This window comes from Paenibacillus profundus (genome assembly GCF_021369635.1).
Classification (GTDB): Bacteria; Bacillota; Bacilli; order Paenibacillales; family Paenibacillaceae; genus Paenibacillus_B; species Paenibacillus_B profundus.
This window is the reverse complement of record NZ_JAJNBZ010000058.1, coordinates 1-19,154: the sequence shown is the minus strand read 5'-3', so window position 1 is coordinate 19,154 and position 19,154 is coordinate 1. Positions and strand designations below refer to the sequence as shown.

Sequence of the window (19,154 nt, the reverse complement as noted above, 5' to 3'; positions counted from 1 at the left end):
AAAAATGAAGAATGGTCTCTTTCAGGACTAAGGGACTTTTTCAGTGGCCTCCTGGTATCACTAGGGTTACTTTTATTCATAGTCGTAAAGGTGATTCATTCGACACTGGGTAGCCCCGCCGCTTTTCTTGTCTTGGGCGGGGCAAAAAGAAACAGGTCTCAACAGAGAATATATCTCCAATAAGACCTGATTTAATAAATTTGCAAGGCTTAGCTTTACCTGTGAACCCAATAATCTGTTGTGCTTAGTGAATTGTAATTTTCCCCTCTGAGGTTTCATAAGCACTTTGTACCTTATTCTAACATATAAGAGATATTATTAAGGTAAATCCAATCCCTAAAAAGTTTTTCATTTAGTAGTTCTGGACATACCTTTTTGCTATAAGCAATAAAATTTTCAAACAATTCTTCTAGCATTTTTTTCACGTCTGACTTTTCCATTACTATGTGCGAAGGTGATGGTAACCATCCAGGTATTAAACTTTTGCATTCTAACTGCATCTTTCCACCTTCCTCTCTAAAGCCTATCTCCCTCATTACACCCTGCTCATAAAAACCTAAGCGGAAGTTGTATTCATTTTTATTGAAATTTTGAATTATCTCTGGCAATTCTTCAATAATCAATGGAAGGTCGAAATTACAATCTACTGGCCAAAGTTCACTTCCAAACCCTGAAACAATAAACTCAATATTTTTAGTTTGATGTAAATATTTACAAATGTCAGATATTATACTAGTTTCATCATCAAGATCATCATCATATTCTTTTTCTTCAATAGTCAATTTGTCAAAGTTGTTTTTATGCTGTAAATACATTCTAAACATTGAATTTTTCCTCCTTTTTTCAATTACTATTTCAATTTAAATGCTTCACTTACAGGATATGAAGTTATTAGTTTACCCGTTTTTGAACTAGGGATAATAACTGCTTTTGTAGCTGGTATTATATCCCAAGATGGTTTTATTACTTGTCCTAACCCCTCTGGTATATCAACAATGGTTGGCTTATCAACTTTACCGTACGAATTTAGAAATTCTGCTGTTTTTTGATTATCAAGCCATTGACCTTGTTCTGTCATTTTTCCTAGTTCATTAACAGTTCTTGCTCGTCCTTTCAATGACTCTAAATTCTTATTACCTGCACCATGTGTTTCAAAAGTATGTCCAAAGTTAGGTCTGCTCTTCCAATTAACCTCGCCTTTTTTCCCAACTAACCATCCATCAACCTTACTTACGCCCGCTTCACCCGTCCCCTCATAAGGCCCTTCTTTCTTGCCACCACCACCACATCCAACAGACTGGCTGCTGTACCCGCTCGGGTCCACATAATTAATCGGGTTGTTCCCGACATACACATACAGATTCAGACCATCGCCGCGGTATTCGTCCTCCTGGGTGAACCGGGCGATTACAGGGTTATAGAACCGCGCGCGCAGGTAATACTGCTCCGTCGTGTGATCGAATTGCTCGCCCGCATAGCGGAAGCGGTTCGGGATGCCTTCTGTGGCGGATAAGGTGCGACCGAACGCGTCGTACTCGTAGCTGTTTACGATTCCGCCGAGGCGGTTCGTGATGTGCGCGACATCGCCGTGCTGGTTGTTCAGATAGTAGTAGGAATCTCCCTTGCCATCCACCTGCGCCAGCCATTCATGGCCGCGGACATAGGATGCCTTGACGTTATGTTCCCCGTCCAGCTCGTTGACCATGCTCCATCCGTCATACACGAAGCGGCTGGTGACGCCGTTCTCGCGGAGGCGGCTGCGCAGACCCTCGGGGTCGTACTCATGGTGAATATGGCTGCCATCCGGCTTCTCCACCTTGGCGGTCCGGTTGAACGCATCGTACGAATAGGTCGTGGTGCCGCTGCCGGATCGTTCCGAGACCATATTGCCTTGGCGATCGTATTCGAACTCGGTTTGGCGACTATCCTCTTCCAAGAACGACAACAACCGATTGCGGCTGTCGTAGGTATAGCTCGTTGTCTGCCCGTCCAACACGCGGCGAATGCGGTTCCCGGCACGGTCGTAGCTGAACGACTCTTGCGCTCCGCTTCCGTAATCCGCCTCCAACAGGCGGTTCAAACGGTCGTAGCCGTACAAGGTGAGCTGATGCTGCTCCATCTTGGCAATCTGGTTGCCGTTGTTGTCGTAGCTATAGGTGTGCCGCATCAGGTCCTGGCCTTCTTGACTCGCCGCCCGTAGGCTCGTTATATGGCCGTCCCCATCATATCCGTATTAGACGTTGACGCCGCTGCCATACAGGATCGAGGCGATGCGGCTGCCTTCGCCATAGCTGTATTTCGCTACGCTATCCCGTCCCTGCAGCACTTCTTCGATACGGCCTATTTTATCATAGCGGTATTCCGTATGTCTGCCCGCTGCGTCGGTTTGTCTGGTGATATTCCCATCTGCGTCATAGTGATACTCCAACACTTTGCGCGCGCCGGAGCCGACCAGACCGTGCACACCGCTTGGCCATGGCTGTCCGCCTCGTCCGCTCGCTCCATCCGCACCTTGCCCGGACTGCGTGCCCTGGAACCATTTCGGCTGGCTCCCTTCGCCCTTGCGATGGATTCCGCTCTGAGGCTCGCTCATATACTTCGCCGTCAGCTTGCCATCCGGCGTGTAGGTATAGTCATACCGCACATGCGCGTTGACCGCCGTCTTCAAGGTGCCGTCGTCGTTGTACATATAGGCTTCTTCCGCGCCGGTGGATGCTTCTCTGCGCTTCACCAATTGGTCGTCGAAGTTGTATGCGTACTCGATGACGCGCTCGTTGCGGTCGATGTGCCGCGCCAAGCGGCCCTGCTTGTCGTACTGGTATACCAGCGCCTGCTGCGACGGGTCCTCAACGGCGGCCAGCTTGCCCAGACTGTTGTAACGGTACAAGGTCGTGTGCCCGTTGCCGTCCGTCGAGCTTGTTATATTTCCTGCACGGTCGTAGCTGTATCGCTCTTCGCTTCCGTCCGCGCGGGTAAGCACCTTGATGTTCCCCCACGCATCCAAGGTATGCCGGGTCGCGTTCCCCTCGCCGTCCACGATGCCCGTAATGTTGCCGGCCGCGTCGTAGGTATATTCCTGGCTCACCTTGCCCCGGGCGCTGGCCTCCTCGGTGCGGATCTGCTTCACCCGGCCGCCAATCGTATACGTGTATTCGATGCCGATCCCTTCGCTCTGCTTGCGGATTAACTCTCCGGCTTGATTGTACCGGTTCTGCTCCACGATGTGGCCGTACGCATCGGACACTTCCGTCAGTCGGTTCAACGCATCGTAGCGATAGACCGTGCCCTCGCCATCATCGGTAAGCGGATTATATTGATTCGGCGCTACATGCTTGATGACTTGGCCCGTCTTGTCGTAGAACAGCCGCGTCGTGTCGCCCCGCTTACCGGTGATGCGGATTTGCCGGTTCATCACGTCATAGTCGTAGGTGACGCGGTTTCCGTTCGTATCCGTTTCCTCCAGCACATTGCCCGCCCGGTCGTACTTGAAGTAGACGCTTCTTGCCTTGGCGTGCTTGCTCTCGCGGCGGCTGATCTGAACGATCCGCCCAGCCATATCATAGCTGGCCTCGGTCTCATACCCTTCCGGCACGATCAGCTTGGTAACATTGCCGTTCCGGTCATACGAATAGGAAGTCACTGCGGCAATCTTGTCTCCGTCATTTGCCTTCTTCGCACCTTCCGCCAAATCTTCCACGTCTATTAGATCCAGCTTGCGCTCAAGCAGTCCCGCCGCATTGTATTCGTAGCGGGTGATCTGGACTTTTTGCGCGCTCAGCTTGCGCCGCTCGGATGTTTTCTGATTCAGGCAGTCGTAGGTGTAGCGGACTTCTGCACCCGTGTCGTCGTAGATCAGATTTACCCGGCCCAGCTTGTCATAACGATAGCAGATGCTATTGTATCGGCTCGCGTATCCAGTCTCACCGACATGCTCCGTCGTCCGTTTCTCTTCGATCGGATTGCCCGCTTTGTCGTAGCGGTACAGAGTCAGCTTGTATAGAATCGTACCGTCCGCTGCCTCCACCGGCTCCCGTTTTTCGGTCAGCCAGCCTATCCGGTTATAAGCATACAATGTGCCGAAGCGCTCTTCATCCGTTTTGGCGCTCATCCAGCCTTTGGCGTCGATGGACTTGACCACCCGTCCAGCGCTGTCGTACAGGAATCGCTTGCTGATGTTGCCTGCCGGGTCGGTAATCTGGATGAGGCGGTTCATTGCATCATAAGCGTATTCGGTGCCCGGGCCATCATCCGTCTCAGGATCATATCGCTCAGGATCGATGGTCTTGATCACATTTCCGGCGGCGTCGTATTTCGTACGGGCAATCCCGCCGTCCGGGTACAAGGTTTTGATCCGGCGGTTCCTATGGTCGTACACGTATTCCATCCCCGCACCGTCATCGGCAGCTCGGCTGTAATGGTTCGGATTGACTTCTTTCAGCAGGTTGTCATGAATGTCGTACATGACGCGATACTCGTTCTGCATCGGGTCGGTTGTCCGAATGAGCCGGTCCATGAAGTCATAGCGGTACTCCGTCCCTTTGCCGCTGCCGATCTGCTCGATATATTCGTTCGGCAGCACCTTCTTGATCAAGTTCCCGATCGGATCGTAGAACATGAGGGTGGTGTTGCCTTCGGCGTCGGTGATGCGCGTCCGTTGATTGATCGCATTGTAGGCAAACTCCACCGTTCCATAAGCGGTCGTTATGCTCGTCATCCGGGCCGCTTCGTCATAGCCGTACCTGAATTGCTGGCCTTCCGCATCCTGAACAAGGGTCGGCGCATCCGTATGCTTCGCGTCATACCGGAAGCTTGTCTTATGGCCTGCCGGATCCGTCCGGCTCAGCAGCATGCCGCGCGCGTCATACGTATACGTGGTGACGGCATAATCCGCATCATCGATAGACGCTTTTTCCTCAAGCAGATTGCCACGTTCGTCATAAGTATAGACGGTGTCGCTTCCACTGTTCGTCATCGTGCTGATCCGGTTCTGGTCGCTATCGTACCGGTGCAGCACCTTCGTTCCGTCAGGTTGCGCCTCCTCAAGCAAATTGCCGTATTCGTCGTACACCCAACGCGTGATAGCCCCGCTCGCATCGGTGTGGCTGTCTTTGTTCTGATATTGGTCATACGTATAAGCTTCATGTGTACCGTCATCATAATGAATTTCGGTGACCAAATAATTGCGGTTGTATTTGTATTTCTCCACCACTCCGGTCGCATGGAACGTGAAGGTGGTGAGCCTTGCCCGCTCGTCATACGCGATCTCTGTGACATGGCCCTCCTGATCGTACTGCCGAATGACCCGGTCAGCGCTATCGTAGACGTTGCGGACATAGGTGTGGCCGTTTTGATCCGTAATGGAAAGGATACGCCCCTCCTCGTCATAGGCATACGCGACTGCGCCCCCGTTCGGGTACGTCACGCCAATGAGCAGCTCTCCTGCATATCGGTACTCGACTTTGCGGCCAATGTTGTCCACAATTTTAATAACTTTCCCGTTTTCACATGTAAAGGCAAGCACCTTGCCGCCCGGTGTGGTCAACGTGCGCAGGCCCTGTTCGTCATAAGCAAGCGTCGTCTGGTTGCCGTTGCGGTCGCTGATGGATTCCAGCCGTCCGGTAGCCCCGTCGTAGACGTAGGTCTGCCGCTTGTGCTTGACGACATACCGGCCTCTTGCCGGTTCCTCGCTCAGGCGATAATCGAGCGCTCCCGCCCGTTCGTTCTTCCATACGTCCCCCTGCTTGACAAAGCTCTCATAATGCCCGTCCGTGCAGATGAGAAACATGCGATCCTCCAGCCGGGTCAGCGAGCTCTCAAAGGCAAACAGCCAGCCTCTGCCCATCATGCCGACGAATGGATTAAGCGAGTTAAAGCTTCGGGTCAGCTCCAGCGTGTCTCCGATATCATGGACGACCAGATCGGTCGCTTGCAGGTAGAACCTTCCTTTGGCAACATCGATCGGGTCTCCCTTAGTAACCAGATTCCCCACATTGCTTACTAAGGACATCTTCAATTGGCTCAAAAAGGTTGCTGTATCGATATTTCCATTTTTCCACAGCTGCATCGCCGTTTCCCCGGTCATATCTCCGGTTACCGCCGCTCCGTATTTGCCGAACGGATTTTTGCCTCCCGCAAAAGAGAACGCTGCGCCAAAGACGCTGCGCACCGCATTGCCGAATAGATCCGCGCCGCCGGTATTGCTGATCTCCAGCACGTTCGATGACACGAAGCTCGCCGTATATCTGCCCCCGAACTGGGTCAGCATCCCCGATCCGCACGGTATCCCTTTCAATATGCCGCCAGAGATCGTTCCCGCCAGTGCGCCATTGTAAAAGCTTTTCAAATAATGACCGAAGAAGCCTTCCCCTGTCTGACTGCCATTCAAGGGATCGTACGGATCGAATATCGCCGTAATTGCCGTATTGATGGCCCCGCCGGTTAATCCGCCGGTCAGGACGGTCGTTCCGCCGAGCATGAATCCCCCGCCCAGAACGGAGATGGTCACCGAGCCGTATTTGACGATATTGTACAGCTCCTCATTGCCGCCGAGCACGGTATCCCGCATGAAGTTGTGGGATTGGGACAGGTCTCCCACCTGAGCCTTGGCGAAATCCTCCCGCCCCTCCGCAATCTCGCTGACCCCTACAGCGGCGGAGACGGTTCCGGCAACGCCGACAATGAGGGGAAGGGCAACGCCCCCCGTTGCCACAGTGGCGACTGCTACGGCAACGACGCCGACCACCAAGGCGATCGCACCGAACCCGAATTTGCTCTTCGCCTGCTCCGCCTTGGCAATGCAGGCTTCCCGATAGGCCAGCGCGTGATCGTTGACCTCTTTCATCAATTTGGCGTCCTCGGCCAGCTGCGCGCTGTCGTCGAACGTCTCTGCCGGCGCTTTACCCGGCTCACCCAAATAGATGATTTTTGCAGCCATCACATAGGTCATATCCTGTATCGCAATGGCGTGTGCGGGATCGACGAACTCCCCTGGACTGCGGCTAATGAACACGTCCTCACCCGCAGTGATGGCGATCCGCTTCGGAACGACCGGAGGCGCGTCCGCTGCCGCACTTGCGCTCTCGCTCTCTCCCATCGTCATATCGGCGAAGGCCCGCACATACAAGTCGGTATCGGAGACGATCTCCACGACACCGTCTCCCGACAGACGCAGCTTGATGCTGTTTGCGTCATTGGCGCTGAACACGATGTCTTGGGCGCTCAGCCGCATTTCTTTGCCCGTGTCGTTGTTGAGGGCTCTGTTCTGCGGGTCGGACATTTTATGCCCATACTTGCTCTGCTCCGCTCCCTTCCTGACCGCTCCGATGGCGATCGCTTCTCCTTCATTCATCGTCGGAAAATGCAGCATGACCTGAGACCCCGGCTTCGGCATCAGGTACGAAATCTGGTTGTCTATGCCTGTGGAGTAAGGAAACCAACACGTGCTGCCCTGCGCGTGCGCAGGATCAATGCCGAGATGCAGCCGGATTTGATTTCTCGAAATCTCGGTAATTTTACCTTCCAGGGACACCCCTTGAATCCGGGCATTGGCGATATAACCTTGCCTTACGCCGTCAGCAGTGCAGAAGGTATACGTGTACTGCAATATGCCATCCTGTACGATGGCCCTTGCTCGGCGGATGACGAACAACCGCCGTCCAAAGCTCACTCGTCCCCCCAGGGGAAGTGAGGCTAGCGTATCCACCTCAAAGCTGATAAAATCCGTGTCCCGCAGTTCAGGGTTCTCATTCGTCTGGGCAAAAAGGCAGCGGCGCAGGTCGTTCCAGATGACATACTGATCGTCCGCTACATCGACAGGCTCATGATCCGTAGAAACACCAAGCGAGAAGCGAGCTGATCCCGAAGCTGCATCCGGCACGACAACGGCCTCAAAATGCGATGCAAGCCGCTTAATAAACTGCCAGTCGGTCTCCTCATATTGCACGATGAGCCGGCCGATCTTCGCATCTTCAGAAGCGTGATCCTGAAAATAGGCGTTCGGCTCCTCCTTCAGAACCTGCTCAATCACCTCACGGTAGGTCATGTCCACTTGTTGAAAGGAACGTCTTTTCCGTTCCATATCTAAAGCGTATGTATGGGACACGGCGTCAATTTCCAACACATACACACTTCGTATGCACCGGATTTCCACATTGCGAATCATGCCATGAAACAGAATTTCCCCTTGGTTGCTTCTGTCTTCCCCCTTCCGCTCCCCACTGTCTTCAAGCTCTTGATACAGGACGACCGGAGCGCCGAATTCAAGTTCATGGATGCAGCTATCCTTCTTCTCCTCCGGAATGATGGCGCTGAATTGAAGCTGCACATGCTCATTAACCTCTTTGGTCAGGGTAAGTCCGGTCAGGCTTTGCAAATCAACCTGAATATCGAGAATCAACCCCGCGTATCTAATCCTCATCCTCTTCCTTCCCTCCTCCCTTAGGTTAGCTACTCCCTTTGCCCATCGTGAATTATCGTTATGACTCCTCCATACGTGCATGAATTCCAGCAGGTGCTCAGCAGCGCGTCCGATCCCCCGATCGATACGTTGTCTTTCCCTGATTGCCAAGGCATCGTCACATTCGGAACGCACATCGCTACGCATACAGGCGCCGGAACCTCTTCTGGGGGCGGCGCTTCCTTTTTAATGAACAGACTGGCGAACCATCCTGCCTCCTCTTGCTTCGGCATAGGAGGCAGCGCAGCAATTACGGCCTGTACAGCGGGATTTTCCGTGCTTTGGCATAAGCCAAACGGCCTGATGTTAGTCATTGGAACGCGATCCTCGACATTCAGCTGCGGCTGATCATGAATGTAATCCCCATGGCTGGCGGGAACGACCAGCCGGGCCGGACGCGTCCCTTGGGTGCACATGCAATACGCGCCGTGTACAACATATTTGGGCTCCTTCTGTTCGCCGCCTCCACCATCCATCATTTCCTCCATTACAATCCCCTCCTGACTTTCCTTTTCAATGAACCGCCTTATCCTCGCTGCTCCGCTTCCGCATCGGACAACGCCGGTTCTGCCGCGCAGTGGCTCCGCACCTTTTCCAGACGCATACCCAACAAGTCTCTTCTTAACAGGCTCTCCGCCACATCGAGATTGATGATGACGTGTTTTTCAAGCAAGCCCTGAACCCGAAAGATCGCATGCTCGGCAGCCTTCGCATGATCGATTACGATGCTTTTGACTGCCCCTGTTTTGTAAAATTCCGTATGCTCCGATAAGCAGTCCACCCTAGGAAGCAGCAGCAGCCAATATACCTTTTGCATGCTGTGCTGCGGATTCGATAAGATGGCGCATTTGAATACCAGCCCTGGATCATACAGCTCCAGCACCTTTTTCAGTTCATCCGCCACGAATACGACCGGTTTGCCGATATAATCGGGATAGACGCTATCTGCGCTGCCTTCCACAAATACCACGGTAATGTCATGAATGTCGTCCGCCTGCTCCGGCGTAACCTCTATTGTTTTGTTAGTCGATTTCAAACCGGCAAATCGGATCATATTTTCCACGTTCTCGTCCTGCGAAATGATGAAATATTCCATATTCCCTCCCGGTCCCTTTGCGGAGCTTCTGTCCATCAAGCTTCGACGATCAAGATGCGCTGCAATTGTGCTTCGTTCAGGTCGAGATGCTTCACATCCCCTGCCAAAAACGTCGCTCCCTCCAAATCCGCATCCGCAAAGCTCGTGTTCTTCAACATCGCTCCCCGAAAATCCGCTCCTCTGACATCGGCTCCCTTGAAGCTCGCCTCTTCCAGATTCGCGCCCGCAAAGCTTGTCTCCATGAATGGCGGGATGTGAAGCTGTTCCTGCGTAGGAAAGGTCAATCCCGCCTGTATCTGCTCCAGCTTGCAATTTCGCAGATTGGCTCCTCTGAAGCTCGCGCCATGAACGATGCTGTTGTTCAGATCGGCTCCTTCCAGATTGGCGCCACAGAAATCCGCGCCAATGAACGCGCAGCCCCACAACAAATTGCCGGCAAGCATGCTTTCAGAGAAATCGGCAAAGCTGAAGTTCAACAATTTAAAATACATGCCGCTGAAATCCAAGCCGCTAAACACTTCATAGACGTATTCGGTTCTTTTGCCAGCTGAGAACATTTCCTGCAGTTCCCGGCTGTCCTTCACCCGTGAATCGTGCCTGTACACCAGCTCGCTTCGGTCCTTGTATTCGCCGACGTGAACATATAGTTCGTCTTCTTTGTCGATAGCTGCGAACTCGTCGGTGCGAACCGCCTGTTTCATCGCATATCTTGCAAGCTTGATCATATAGGCCATATACCACACGGTTTCCTTCCGGATGATGGACGCCACGTCGGCGGGCAAAATCTTCCCGACATACATTTTTCGTTTCGCTGAAATATACCGTTCGAATTCATCCAAGTAAGTTAAAACCCATCCGGCGTCGTATTCGGCGGCACATTCCGCCGCATCCCCATACCATTGCCCGTCATACGCACAAATTCGGCAGATGTGGTCCCCGCTCAAGAGCCGGTTTCGCAACACGGCATATTGGATAAACTTGATCTTTCCTTTTCGTTTCTGATCCTGCATACGGCGGATCTCCACACACATTCGCTTGAACGACTCCGTAAATTCGTCAGCCAGTCTGTCCCTCTGCGCCATTACGAGCTGGTGGAGAGCCAGCATTTGCTCCATGCGTTTTTCGGTTACGGCAGTCTGCTGCCAATGCCGCAGCGCCTCGTCTCTTGTCACAACGGATCTCCCTTTCTGCGCGGAGCGCCCTATTGCCAGACTAGTTCGTAAAGACTTCGTTTCCTTTCAGCTCCGTATCTCCCCCGCTATTCAGCACGATTTTGCCGCCCTTTTGGCTTTCAATCGTAATTTCCTCGCTAGCCGTCATCGTCAGCGTCTTGTCCGCTCGGATGTTCACGGTTTCTTTGGACGTCAACGAGACTTCGTTCTGGCCGACGATCGTAACTGATCCGCTCTGATCCAGCATGATCGTCGCTTGTCCGTTGTTGGCGGAGATGAGCACATGACTGGGAGCCAGCGTGACCTCCATGCCTGACGAATTGCGAAAATATCTAACGTTAGGATCAGCCATCCGATCCTGAGAACCCCCGCCTTGGGAGCCCCCGCCCGATCCTGCCCCTGTACCTTGAGCTCCTTGCGGCGTTGCCCCCGGCAGCTCTCCCGCATATGAATTGACCGAGCTGATCGCGAAGGCCTCTTCCTCTCGCTGGCTCGGAAACGTCACTCGAACACTGTCGCCCGCCTCGGGCATGCAGTACCAGCCGCTGCCGTCTGCGGACGCATATACGGTAGAATAAGGAAACCAATACGCCTTGCCGGCATCCTGCTTCTTGTCGATATCCAGTTGGACCTTTACCTTGTCTCTGTTGATCGCCATAACCGTGCCGCCTACGGAAGCTCCCCGAATAGCATCGTTATACGGCTGCTCCCGGTTCAATCCCTTTCGGCTTGTAATCGTATATTGGTGCATGACCCTTCCTTTTTCCATGGTGGACACGGCCTTCTCGACATATAACCGTGCCTTCTGAAAGTCCACGGCATCCCCTACATGCAGCAATTGGTCGGTTGTAATCACATAAAATATGAAATCAGTCTCCTGCACATCCGACCGGATGTTTTTGTGATAGGTCATATAATCGCCCAACTTCTTTTTGACGATATAATTGAACTCTTCCAGCTTTTTGACCGCGCCAGATTCCGGTAATCCGAAGAAGAACTTAATATCTTTGAATTGCTCGGCCGGAACCACGACTGTGTCAAGACGGGAGGCCATCCTTTTCAGAAATGCCCAATCCGTTTCCTTGTACTGCATGACCAAATTTCCGATACCCGGATTTTTGTCCGCCGTATAGTTCACATCGTAGTTCGAATAATCTTTGCCTATCTGTTGGACAAGCTGGCCGTAATTCATCGATGCATCCTGGAAGGACCTGCTCTTCACGCGGATATCGAGCATTACCGTGCTCGTCAGCGCTTCCGCATGGATGGAATAGACATCACGCGATTTCTCGATGCGCATCTCGGTGATAATCCCGGAGAACAACACCCGCTCCTCGCCTTGCTCCAGAATCTGCTTCACTTCAATGGGCGTCTGTTCATTGATCGCATAAAGATCATTGTCTTTGTGCTCTTCTGAAATGACGCCCGTGAAGGTTAATTTTCCATGTTCATTCACCTGCTGAATCATTCTCAATTCCAGCAGCTGCATATGATCAAAGGGCGCTACTCTCACATTTTGATAGGATAATAGAGATACGCTCATCCGTTCGCCACCTCCACTGAATCGATCATTTCTTGGGCTATGCAAGTCCACAGCTTGCCGTACTTCCCATTGCAATTGATGTTGCCAATCAGTCGTTTCCGGCCAACATCCACAAAAAATAAAAAGTTAAATACCTTCCCGTGCGCCACCGGATTCAAAAACGAGCAATAGTGAATCCGTTGCCCATTCACTTCCTTCACCCCGTCGTCCACCCACTCTGTGTGCAGCTCCATGCTCTTCATGTTCCGGATCATCTCCGGCTTCATGGCCTCCATATTGATTTCTTGCCCAGGATGATCGGTATATTGCAGGATGACGTTCACTGCGTGAGCTTCGTTCTGAAATACCTTCTGTTGTTCGGTATCGAACGTGCAGATGAGAAAGTCTTTCGGGAACAAGAGGTGAAGGATCGGCTGAAAGAAACCGATCTTCTCGAACTCCACTTGGGAACCATTGATCTCAACACGACCATTGTGAATCCCTTCTCTAACTTCCTGCTGCCAAAGCGCTTCCTGCTCGGCGTAATCTGCTTGCTGATTGTCTTGCGCAGAGTCTTGCCCCGTTGCTTCCGCTTGAGCGGCCTGCTGTTCGTGGATATCCCGCTGCTCCACATTTTTCTTCATTTTTTCCAGTTCAATAATCTTCTTGTCCAGATGCTTCATCTGAATTCCCCCTCCTTGAATGGTGCTAGCTTCTGACACTTGATGCCCATTTCCCCTTCTTAAATTGAATAAATATCCAATCGAGTATTAAATATGATATCGGCAATCTTTGGAACATTTATCAGGTTTTTTTGTCTACATTTTCTATTTTTTAGAAAAACATTGAGCAAGTCTTCTAAAAAAGCTTGTAAATGAAAGCCAATATGCAATATGACGATTTTAACCATCCCGATGTACTGAACTATGACGCGTTCATGAAGGATGTGAACGAGGTGCGCACCACGGACAACAAGGCCGATGTCATCATCATTGAAGGCATATTTGCGCTATATTTTGCAGAGCTTAGGGAAATACTGGACTTAAAGATATTTGTTGATGCGGATGCGGACGAACGGTTGTATCGCAGAATAAGCAGAAATATGAAAAACTGGGGAGTTAGCATGGAGGAGGTTGCGACCTACTACTTGCACGCCGCCAAGCATCGCGAGATTGAATTTGCGCTTCCCACGAAAAAATTTGCCGATATCATCATCAATGACCACCAGATGGAAAGGACTGCGAAGCACATCATTTGCAGTTGGATATACAGCCGCATGAATCCAGCTTCACCTTGATCGAAGTCCGGCATATAAGGCATCCAGGCTTGAACCTGGATGCCTTTACTAATCAATTCATGAGCCCTGCACCGATTAAATGTGGAACGTGGAGTTCTTGTTTACGTAAACTTTCGTGTATGATTAAAACTACAAGTGGTTGAAAAAATAGCTTTTTAAACTACTTTTACAAATGTAGTGTGATGAACAATTGGAGGTTATACTCATGAGTCGCCAGAAATTGCAAGAGAGACTCAAAATGAAGGAAGTTGAAACGAAGCACGGAGAGCAATTCAACAATTTATTGCGCTATGTGTTTCAAGTGACCAATCATGATTTGCAAGCATTGGGCTGGGAGAACAGAGAAATTGCGCAGGCCAAGCTGCCCGTGCTGAAGCAAGCCGATGTATTGGGCTGGTTCGATGGCGATAATTTGATTTCGCAGCTCGCCGTTTACCCTTTTCAGGTCAATATTTTCGGACAAATATACGAAATGGGCGGACTGACCGGGGTCGGCACCTACCCGGAATACGCCAATCTTGGCTTGATGAACAAGCTAATGCGCCAAGCGCTGACAAATATGCGTGAGCGAAAACAGTCGATTTCTTATCTGTATCCTTATTCCATCCCCTATTACCGCCGCAAAGGCTGGGAAATGATATCCGATAAAATATCGTTCGAAGTGAAAGACACCCAATTGCCGAAATTGAAGACCGTGCCCGGCAATGTCGAGCGCGTGACGATCGAGCATCCAGACATTAAACAGGTCTATCAGCGCTTCGCCTTGCAAACCCACGGGGCTATGTTCCGCAACGAGTTGGCGTGGGAAGAATATTTGCGTTGGGACCTCGATGATATGACGGTAGCTATCTATTATGACAGCCATCATCAGCCGATGGGCTATCTGCTGTACTGGATTGCCGAAGAAGTCTTTTATATGAAAGAAATGGTGTTCGTCAACCAAGAAGCAAGGACGGGATTATGGAATTTCATCAGTGCCCACTTCTCCATGGTAACCCGTGTCAAGGGGCACATCTATACAGATGAACCTCTCGCTTTCTTGCTGGATGATGGCGATATTAAGGAAACCATCGCCCCTTACTATATGGCACGCATTGTCGATATCAGCCTGTTCCTAGAGCAGTACCCGTTTCAGCCGCAAGAAACCGAGTGCCAGTTCACCTTCGTTCTGCACGATCCGATGCTGGAATGGAACCAAGGTATCTTCACTCTGGCAGTGGATAAGGATGGCAAAGGACATTTGACAAAAGGCGGGAGCAACCGAGACGCTGAATTTGATATCCAAACCTTGACCACGATGCTCATGGGCTACAAACGAGCGTCCTACTTGGCACGGATCGGCCGCTTTCAGGCGAATGAAGCCACCGTCAATTTGCTCGAGAAGCTGATCATTCGCCAGCAGCCTTATTTCTCCGATTACTTTTGATTGATTAGGGGGGAGGTGAAGCGAAATGGAATCCTATTTTCGGATCGGGGAAATAGCATCTATTTTTAACATTCCTCTGCAGACGCTGAGATACTACGATAAAATAGGTCTATTTTCTCCGGTTCATACGAATCAGGAAACAGGATATCGATACTACGCCCTGCATCAGCTTCCGCTTCTGCATCAGATCAAGACGTTCAAAAGCATGGAGATTCCATTCGCCGAAATTAAAGAGTTGACGTCGACAGATTGGAACGTCGATAAAATGGATCAAGTCTATGTCGTCCAATTAGAACGGCTTGAGCAACAAATGCGGGAACTGCAAACGTTGAAAATAGAACTTGAAGCCAAACGCCATCATTTCTTGGCGCTGCAAGCCCAGCCTAAAAATGAGATTTCCATTCAGCAATGCGAGGCAAGAGAACTATTTTGCAAACCGATTGACGTGTCGACATATAAGGAGCAGGAAACGGAATATTACCGCTCCTTCCTGCCCTTTTCCAATCAGACCGATTATTTGAACGTGGAACCCGGCTTTATTGTGACGCAGCCCGCTTTCTTTAATGAACGAACGAAGGCTTCGTATTTATTGCTGGTCAACCCGACGGTGGTTCCGGAAGGTTTTCAGCCTCACCATATGAACGAAGGCACTTATTTGACTCTTCTCATTGAGGACAGCTATGCGAAATCTCCAACCTATTACAGCTTGCTGCGTCAACATATTTTGAAGCATGGAATCGAGGCAGTGAGCGACATTTACGAATTTTGTTACACCGTCCTGCCCAACAATAATAACGATGTCAGTGTGTGGGAATTGCGAGTTCAAATAAACCCCTTGACCCTACAATCGTTGTAGGGTTTAGACTAAGGCTATTCTCAGATGAAATTGGAGGAAGCCTAATGAAAATACTTGTAGTCGTTGCCCATCCCAGAACAGATTCACTCACGTCGAGCATGACGAAGCGCTTCACTGAAGGATTGATCGAGGCTGGACATGAATATGAAATCGCCGATTTGTATGCCGAAGGATTCAATCCGCTATTGTACCCGCAAGACGAGCCTGACTGGAATAATCCGAGCAAAGCATATTCGGACGAAGTGCTGCGCGAAATGGATCGAATCCGAGCAAGCGATGCCTTGGCCTTTATTTTCCCTATATGGTGGTACAGCGTTCCTGCCATCTTGAAAGGATATTTTGATCGGGTGTGGAACTATGGCTTTGCATATGGTCCAGCCAAATTGCCCGTTCAAAAAATAAGATGGATCGCCTTGGTTGGCGAGACTCAGGCCAAATTCGAAAAGCGGGAGTATCATTTGCTGGTGCAGCAGCACCTCAACGTCGGATTGGCGGGATATACCGGCGTTCAAGATTCCAACGTCCACTTTATGTACAATACGATCGGGGAATTCGCTGAAGGCCAGCAAGAGAAGAACGAGGCTCATTTCTCCGCTCTATTGAACGAGGCGTACCGGATCGGACACACTTTTTAAGTAGACTTGAACATGCAAAAATCTTGGTGCCGACCTGACTTCTAAGAAGCCTGTCAAGGTTGACAACAAAAAAATACGGATGGGGGTATCGTTCGAAGTGACCTGGCGATCGATACCCCCACTATTTTTGTTTTATTCAACTTATCTTAATAGGTTTCCATTAGTGCTCTGTTTTGAACCAAATTGCCGTTCTTATCATATTCTTTGAAGGTTGCTCTATAATAAGGTGTGGCGCCATTAAAGGTGAACTGTGCTGGGGTATCTATATATAAAGTAGTTCCATTCTTCAAATAATTGTTGTATCCCATTAATTGATACAAATCAATATCCTTCCATCCATTCCATTTACTTATAGCATTGATTGTATTACGTGCATCATTCAAAGTAATTTCTTTATAGTTAGGATAGTAGAACTTTTGAACCAAAGTTTTGTCATTGAAGGTTACTTTCAAGTCTCCCTTTAGGTCATGTGTTCCTGAGTATACCATCTTTCTCAAATCGTGAGTTACGATAGCTTTATGCCCCGCTGGAAGCGAAACTTCTTGTGAAGGAACCGTATATTTATCCGATTCTGTGAAGGTTTCCGTATTGGTAGTTGATAAATTATAAGTAACGCTTGTTTCAAAATCGGCGCCTGCTAAAGCAACAACACCTTTGGCCGCCACTTTAAACCCTAACTGCATGCCGTTCGTTACTGAAGTAGCTTGAGATTTTGTATAATCCTTTTGAAAACTGTCCGTTTTCATTTTTTGAGTTGTTGACGTGAAGTTCGTCAATTCAGAAGTACCGCGATATATCGTATCGCCCGTTTTTGATGTGTAATTCACATTAGATACATCCAAGTCATTTGTAGCTTCAATTTTTAATCCCATTTGTTCTGCGATACTATCATAACCTTTGGGACTTGCAAGATTGGCTTTGTACCATGATATAAAACGATTGGCTTGATGAGAGCTTTGGTCTTTCAGTATCCAGAATCTAGCTAAAAACCAACTGTCCAATATTTGTTGTTGCATATTAATAGGTTTGTGTGTCAATTTGGACTGGGTATCCCTATCTTTCATTCTCAAATAGACAGTATCGATATAAGATTCTGCCGCATAAGGGCTCGCGCTGGAATATGAACTGGCATTACTCCGATTCGTATCGAAATCAGCAGCAATGGCCGGTAAAGCACCTACCGGCATCAAACTTAATGCTACAGCGCTAGCAATCACTTTTTTCTTGTTTTTTCCAAGCATTTGTGCGTCCTCCTTATTTCTAATCCATCCGTGCCATTTCCGCTGCTTATTTTAAGCTCCTATGTCCGCCAATCAGATGATGATCACTCCGTTCCATTGTTACTGGCGTTGGTGATGAGTCGGTGTTGGGCGAATCAACTTGCAGAAAGCCAAAATATAAGGCGAAAATCAAAAAGACACTCGACATTTTCTTCATTTCTAACTCCCCCTTTTTACATTTATTTGTTATATCCACTACAACTTAACGATAACATGATTGGAGCTCAATCTATAAATAAGGATAGTTATATTGTGTTCCAAAAATGTGAAAACCGTTAGGAATGCCACGCCAATCGATACAGATATCCAAAAAAACCTTACCGAAGCCATTAAAATGAAGCCGGTTAATTCCGAAAATAATACAAAAGGAGGAATCGAAATACCGCAGCAGGACAAGCATGTTTTCTCCAACATCTGATAAATGAGTGTAAAATTGTATAAATATGAAGAGGGGAACTATATGGTTTATACGTTAAACGCCATTGAAATTGGGAAAATCATAAAGGATTTGCGCTTGAAACAAGGATTAAGTCAGCAGGCTCTGGCAAAGGGGATCTGTACGCAACCTCATATCAGCAACATTGAAAATGGCCGGGAGGTTCCATCTGGCTTCATCTTATACTTATTGTCAAAAAAATTAAGAGTGAATGTAAAGTGTTTATTTGATATCCAAGACGACTCTAATTTAAACTACAAAAATAATATTAAATTTATTGTCCAATCCTTTATACAAGAAAATGATTACGGACAAGTATTGAAGATACTGGAAGATGAGAGCCATCTTTTCGAAGCTCCCGAAGATCAGCAATTCCTCTTATGGGCGAAAGCCATATCCCTTTACTATTCCAAAAAAGATTTGAATACGGCTTTTATGTTGTTGAAAACAGCATTGAGAAAAACTTGCAAATGTTTAAAATTCTGTTCCGAACAGGAATTGACGATTATTAATAGCATTGGCATTTTATTGTCTGAAGCCAATCAAAACCGCCAAGCGTTGCGGATTTTAAAATGGACGTACCGCCATATTCATAAACATTATTATATAGAAGACAGGACGCTGCCCATTAAAAATATATACGCGTTTGCGCGTTCCTTATCAAGAAATAATGACTATCACAACTGTATACGCTGCTGCAATGAAGGAATCAAGCAGTGTTTAAAATATAATTCTCTTTATCTTTTTGGAGAACTATATTACGAAAGAGGCTTAAATCACTATTTTTCAAACCATTTCGAATCGGCATTAGAAGATTTCGAACAAGCCATTATGCTGTTCAAGCTCAAAAAACAGTATAACTCCAAACATTTTGTGGAAAATAAAATAAAAGAATTTGAACTGAAAAAATAATGACTTTTTACATGAGCATTTTGCATAATTCCAAATCTGGGTGAAGTGCAGAGAGAAGTGCTCAACG

The 19,154-nt window shown here is 49.0% G+C and carries 15 protein-coding genes; 5 read left to right on the top strand and 10 right to left on the bottom strand.

Features of this window, described 5'->3' with window-relative positions; translation table 11 throughout:
• Positions 1-293: 293 nt before the first annotated feature.
• From LQV63_RS30145 to LQV63_RS30110, 8 genes are all read right to left on the bottom strand, one after another.
• The gene (locus tag LQV63_RS30145) at positions 294-824 is read right to left on the bottom strand and encodes a hypothetical protein (protein ID WP_233699483.1); all 531 of its coding nucleotides are present in this window, start codon (positions 822-824) and stop codon (positions 294-296) included.
• Positions 825-850: 26 nt separating this feature from the next.
• Positions 851-2,167, bottom strand: a complete 1,317-nt coding sequence (locus tag LQV63_RS30140) for an RHS repeat domain-containing protein (protein ID WP_233699482.1) — start codon at positions 2,165-2,167, stop codon at positions 851-853.
• Positions 2,168-2,233: 66 nt separating this feature from the next.
• Positions 2,234-8,416 carry a DUF6531 domain-containing protein gene (locus LQV63_RS30135; RefSeq protein ID WP_233699481.1) on the bottom strand — a complete coding sequence of 2,061 codons (6,183 nt, stop codon included), beginning with the start codon at positions 8,414-8,416 and terminating at the stop codon, positions 2,234-2,236.
• 29 nt (positions 8,417-8,445) lie between these two features.
• Positions 8,446-8,943, bottom strand: coding sequence for a DUF4280 domain-containing protein (locus LQV63_RS30130; protein WP_019419953.1), 498 nt, complete (start codon positions 8,941-8,943; stop codon positions 8,446-8,448).
• A gap of 38 nt (positions 8,944-8,981) precedes the next feature.
• Positions 8,982-9,551, bottom strand: a complete 570-nt coding sequence (locus LQV63_RS30125) for an imm11 family protein (protein WP_233699480.1) — start codon at positions 9,549-9,551, stop codon at positions 8,982-8,984.
• A gap of 35 nt (positions 9,552-9,586) precedes the next feature.
• Entirely contained in the window at positions 9,587-10,723 is a 1,137-nt protein-coding gene (locus LQV63_RS30120) for a pentapeptide repeat-containing protein (protein WP_233699479.1), read from the bottom strand.
• Between the two features lie 40 nt (positions 10,724-10,763).
• Positions 10,764-12,266 (bottom strand): contractile injection system protein, VgrG/Pvc8 family, encoded by a 1,503-nt coding sequence (locus LQV63_RS30115; protein WP_233699478.1) that lies wholly within the window; start codon positions 12,264-12,266, stop codon positions 10,764-10,766.
• The gene (locus LQV63_RS30110; RefSeq protein ID WP_233699477.1) at positions 12,263-12,928 is read right to left on the bottom strand and encodes a hypothetical protein; all 666 of its coding nucleotides are present in this window, start codon (positions 12,926-12,928) and stop codon (positions 12,263-12,265) included. Before LQV63_RS30110 ends, LQV63_RS30115 begins: the two co-directional genes overlap by 4 nt.
• 191 nt (positions 12,929-13,119) lie before the next feature.
• Here LQV63_RS30110 and LQV63_RS30105 point away from each other — a divergent pair, with 191 nt between their 5' ends.
• From LQV63_RS30105 to LQV63_RS30090, 4 genes are all read left to right on the top strand, one after another.
• Positions 13,120-13,542 (top strand): nucleoside/nucleotide kinase family protein, encoded by a 423-nt coding sequence (locus LQV63_RS30105; RefSeq protein WP_233699476.1) that lies wholly within the window; start codon positions 13,120-13,122, stop codon positions 13,540-13,542.
• A gap of 205 nt (positions 13,543-13,747) precedes the next feature.
• A complete protein-coding gene (locus LQV63_RS30100) occupies positions 13,748-14,968 on the top strand; it encodes a GNAT family N-acetyltransferase (protein ID WP_019419947.1) in 1,221 nt (406 codons plus the stop codon).
• A gap of 25 nt (positions 14,969-14,993) precedes the next feature.
• On the top strand, positions 14,994-15,824 hold the full coding sequence (locus tag LQV63_RS30095; RefSeq protein ID WP_019419946.1) for a MerR family transcriptional regulator: 831 nt from the start codon (positions 14,994-14,996) through the stop codon (positions 15,822-15,824).
• A 44-nt stretch (positions 15,825-15,868) separates the two neighbouring features.
• Positions 15,869-16,459: an NAD(P)H oxidoreductase gene (locus LQV63_RS30090; RefSeq protein ID WP_233699475.1), complete on the top strand. Its 591-nt coding sequence runs from the start codon at positions 15,869-15,871 to the stop codon at positions 16,457-16,459.
• Positions 16,460-16,605: 146 nt separating this feature from the next.
• Here the strand turns inward: LQV63_RS30090 and LQV63_RS30085 are convergent, their stop codons facing one another.
• A complete protein-coding gene (locus tag LQV63_RS30085) occupies positions 16,606-17,700 on the bottom strand; it encodes an ETX/MTX2 family pore-forming toxin (RefSeq protein WP_233699474.1) in 1,095 nt (364 codons plus the stop codon).
• A 46-nt stretch (positions 17,701-17,746) separates the two neighbouring features.
• Positions 17,747-17,896, bottom strand: coding sequence for a hypothetical protein (locus LQV63_RS30080; RefSeq protein ID WP_233699473.1), 150 nt, complete (start codon positions 17,894-17,896; stop codon positions 17,747-17,749).
• A 303-nt stretch (positions 17,897-18,199) separates the two neighbouring features.
• On the opposite strand from LQV63_RS30080, the gene LQV63_RS30075 reads away from it, so the two are divergent.
• Positions 18,200-19,087 carry a helix-turn-helix domain-containing protein gene (locus LQV63_RS30075; RefSeq protein ID WP_233699472.1) on the top strand — a complete coding sequence of 296 codons (888 nt, stop codon included), beginning with the start codon at positions 18,200-18,202 and terminating at the stop codon, positions 19,085-19,087.
• Positions 19,088-19,154: the final 67 nt, after the last annotated feature.

Excerpts from the sequence above, each read along its gene's own strand:
- LQV63_RS30145 (WP_233699483.1), bottom strand. The coding sequence starts at position 824 with ATGTTTAGAATGTATTTACAGCATAAAAACAACTTTGACAAATTGACT.
- LQV63_RS30140 (WP_233699482.1), bottom strand. The coding sequence starts at position 2,167 with ATGCGGCACACCTATAGCTACGACAACAACGGCAACCAGATTGCCAAG.
- LQV63_RS30135 (WP_233699481.1), bottom strand. The coding sequence starts at position 8,416 with ATGAGGATTAGATACGCGGGGTTGATTCTCGATATTCAGGTTGATTTG.
- LQV63_RS30130 (WP_019419953.1), bottom strand. The coding sequence starts at position 8,943 with ATGGAGGAAATGATGGATGGTGGAGGCGGCGAACAGAAGGAGCCCAAA.
- LQV63_RS30125 (WP_233699480.1), bottom strand. The coding sequence starts at position 9,551 with ATGGAATATTTCATCATTTCGCAGGACGAGAACGTGGAAAATATGATC.
- LQV63_RS30115 (WP_233699478.1), bottom strand. The coding sequence starts at position 12,266 with ATGAGCGTATCTCTATTATCCTATCAAAATGTGAGAGTAGCGCCCTTT.
- LQV63_RS30110 (WP_233699477.1), bottom strand. The coding sequence starts at position 12,928 with ATGAAGCATCTGGACAAGAAGATTATTGAACTGGAAAAAATGAAGAAA.
- LQV63_RS30105 (WP_233699476.1), top strand. The coding sequence starts at position 13,120 with ATGAAAGCCAATATGCAATATGACGATTTTAACCATCCCGATGTACTG.
- LQV63_RS30100 (WP_019419947.1), top strand. The coding sequence starts at position 13,748 with ATGAGTCGCCAGAAATTGCAAGAGAGACTCAAAATGAAGGAAGTTGAA.
- LQV63_RS30095 (WP_019419946.1), top strand. The coding sequence starts at position 14,994 with ATGGAATCCTATTTTCGGATCGGGGAAATAGCATCTATTTTTAACATT.
- LQV63_RS30090 (WP_233699475.1), top strand. The coding sequence starts at position 15,869 with ATGAAAATACTTGTAGTCGTTGCCCATCCCAGAACAGATTCACTCACG.
- LQV63_RS30085 (WP_233699474.1), bottom strand. The coding sequence starts at position 17,700 with ATGCTTGGAAAAAACAAGAAAAAAGTGATTGCTAGCGCTGTAGCATTA.
- LQV63_RS30080 (WP_233699473.1), bottom strand. The coding sequence starts at position 17,896 with ATGAAGAAAATGTCGAGTGTCTTTTTGATTTTCGCCTTATATTTTGGC.
- LQV63_RS30075 (WP_233699472.1), top strand. The coding sequence starts at position 18,200 with ATGGTTTATACGTTAAACGCCATTGAAATTGGGAAAATCATAAAGGAT.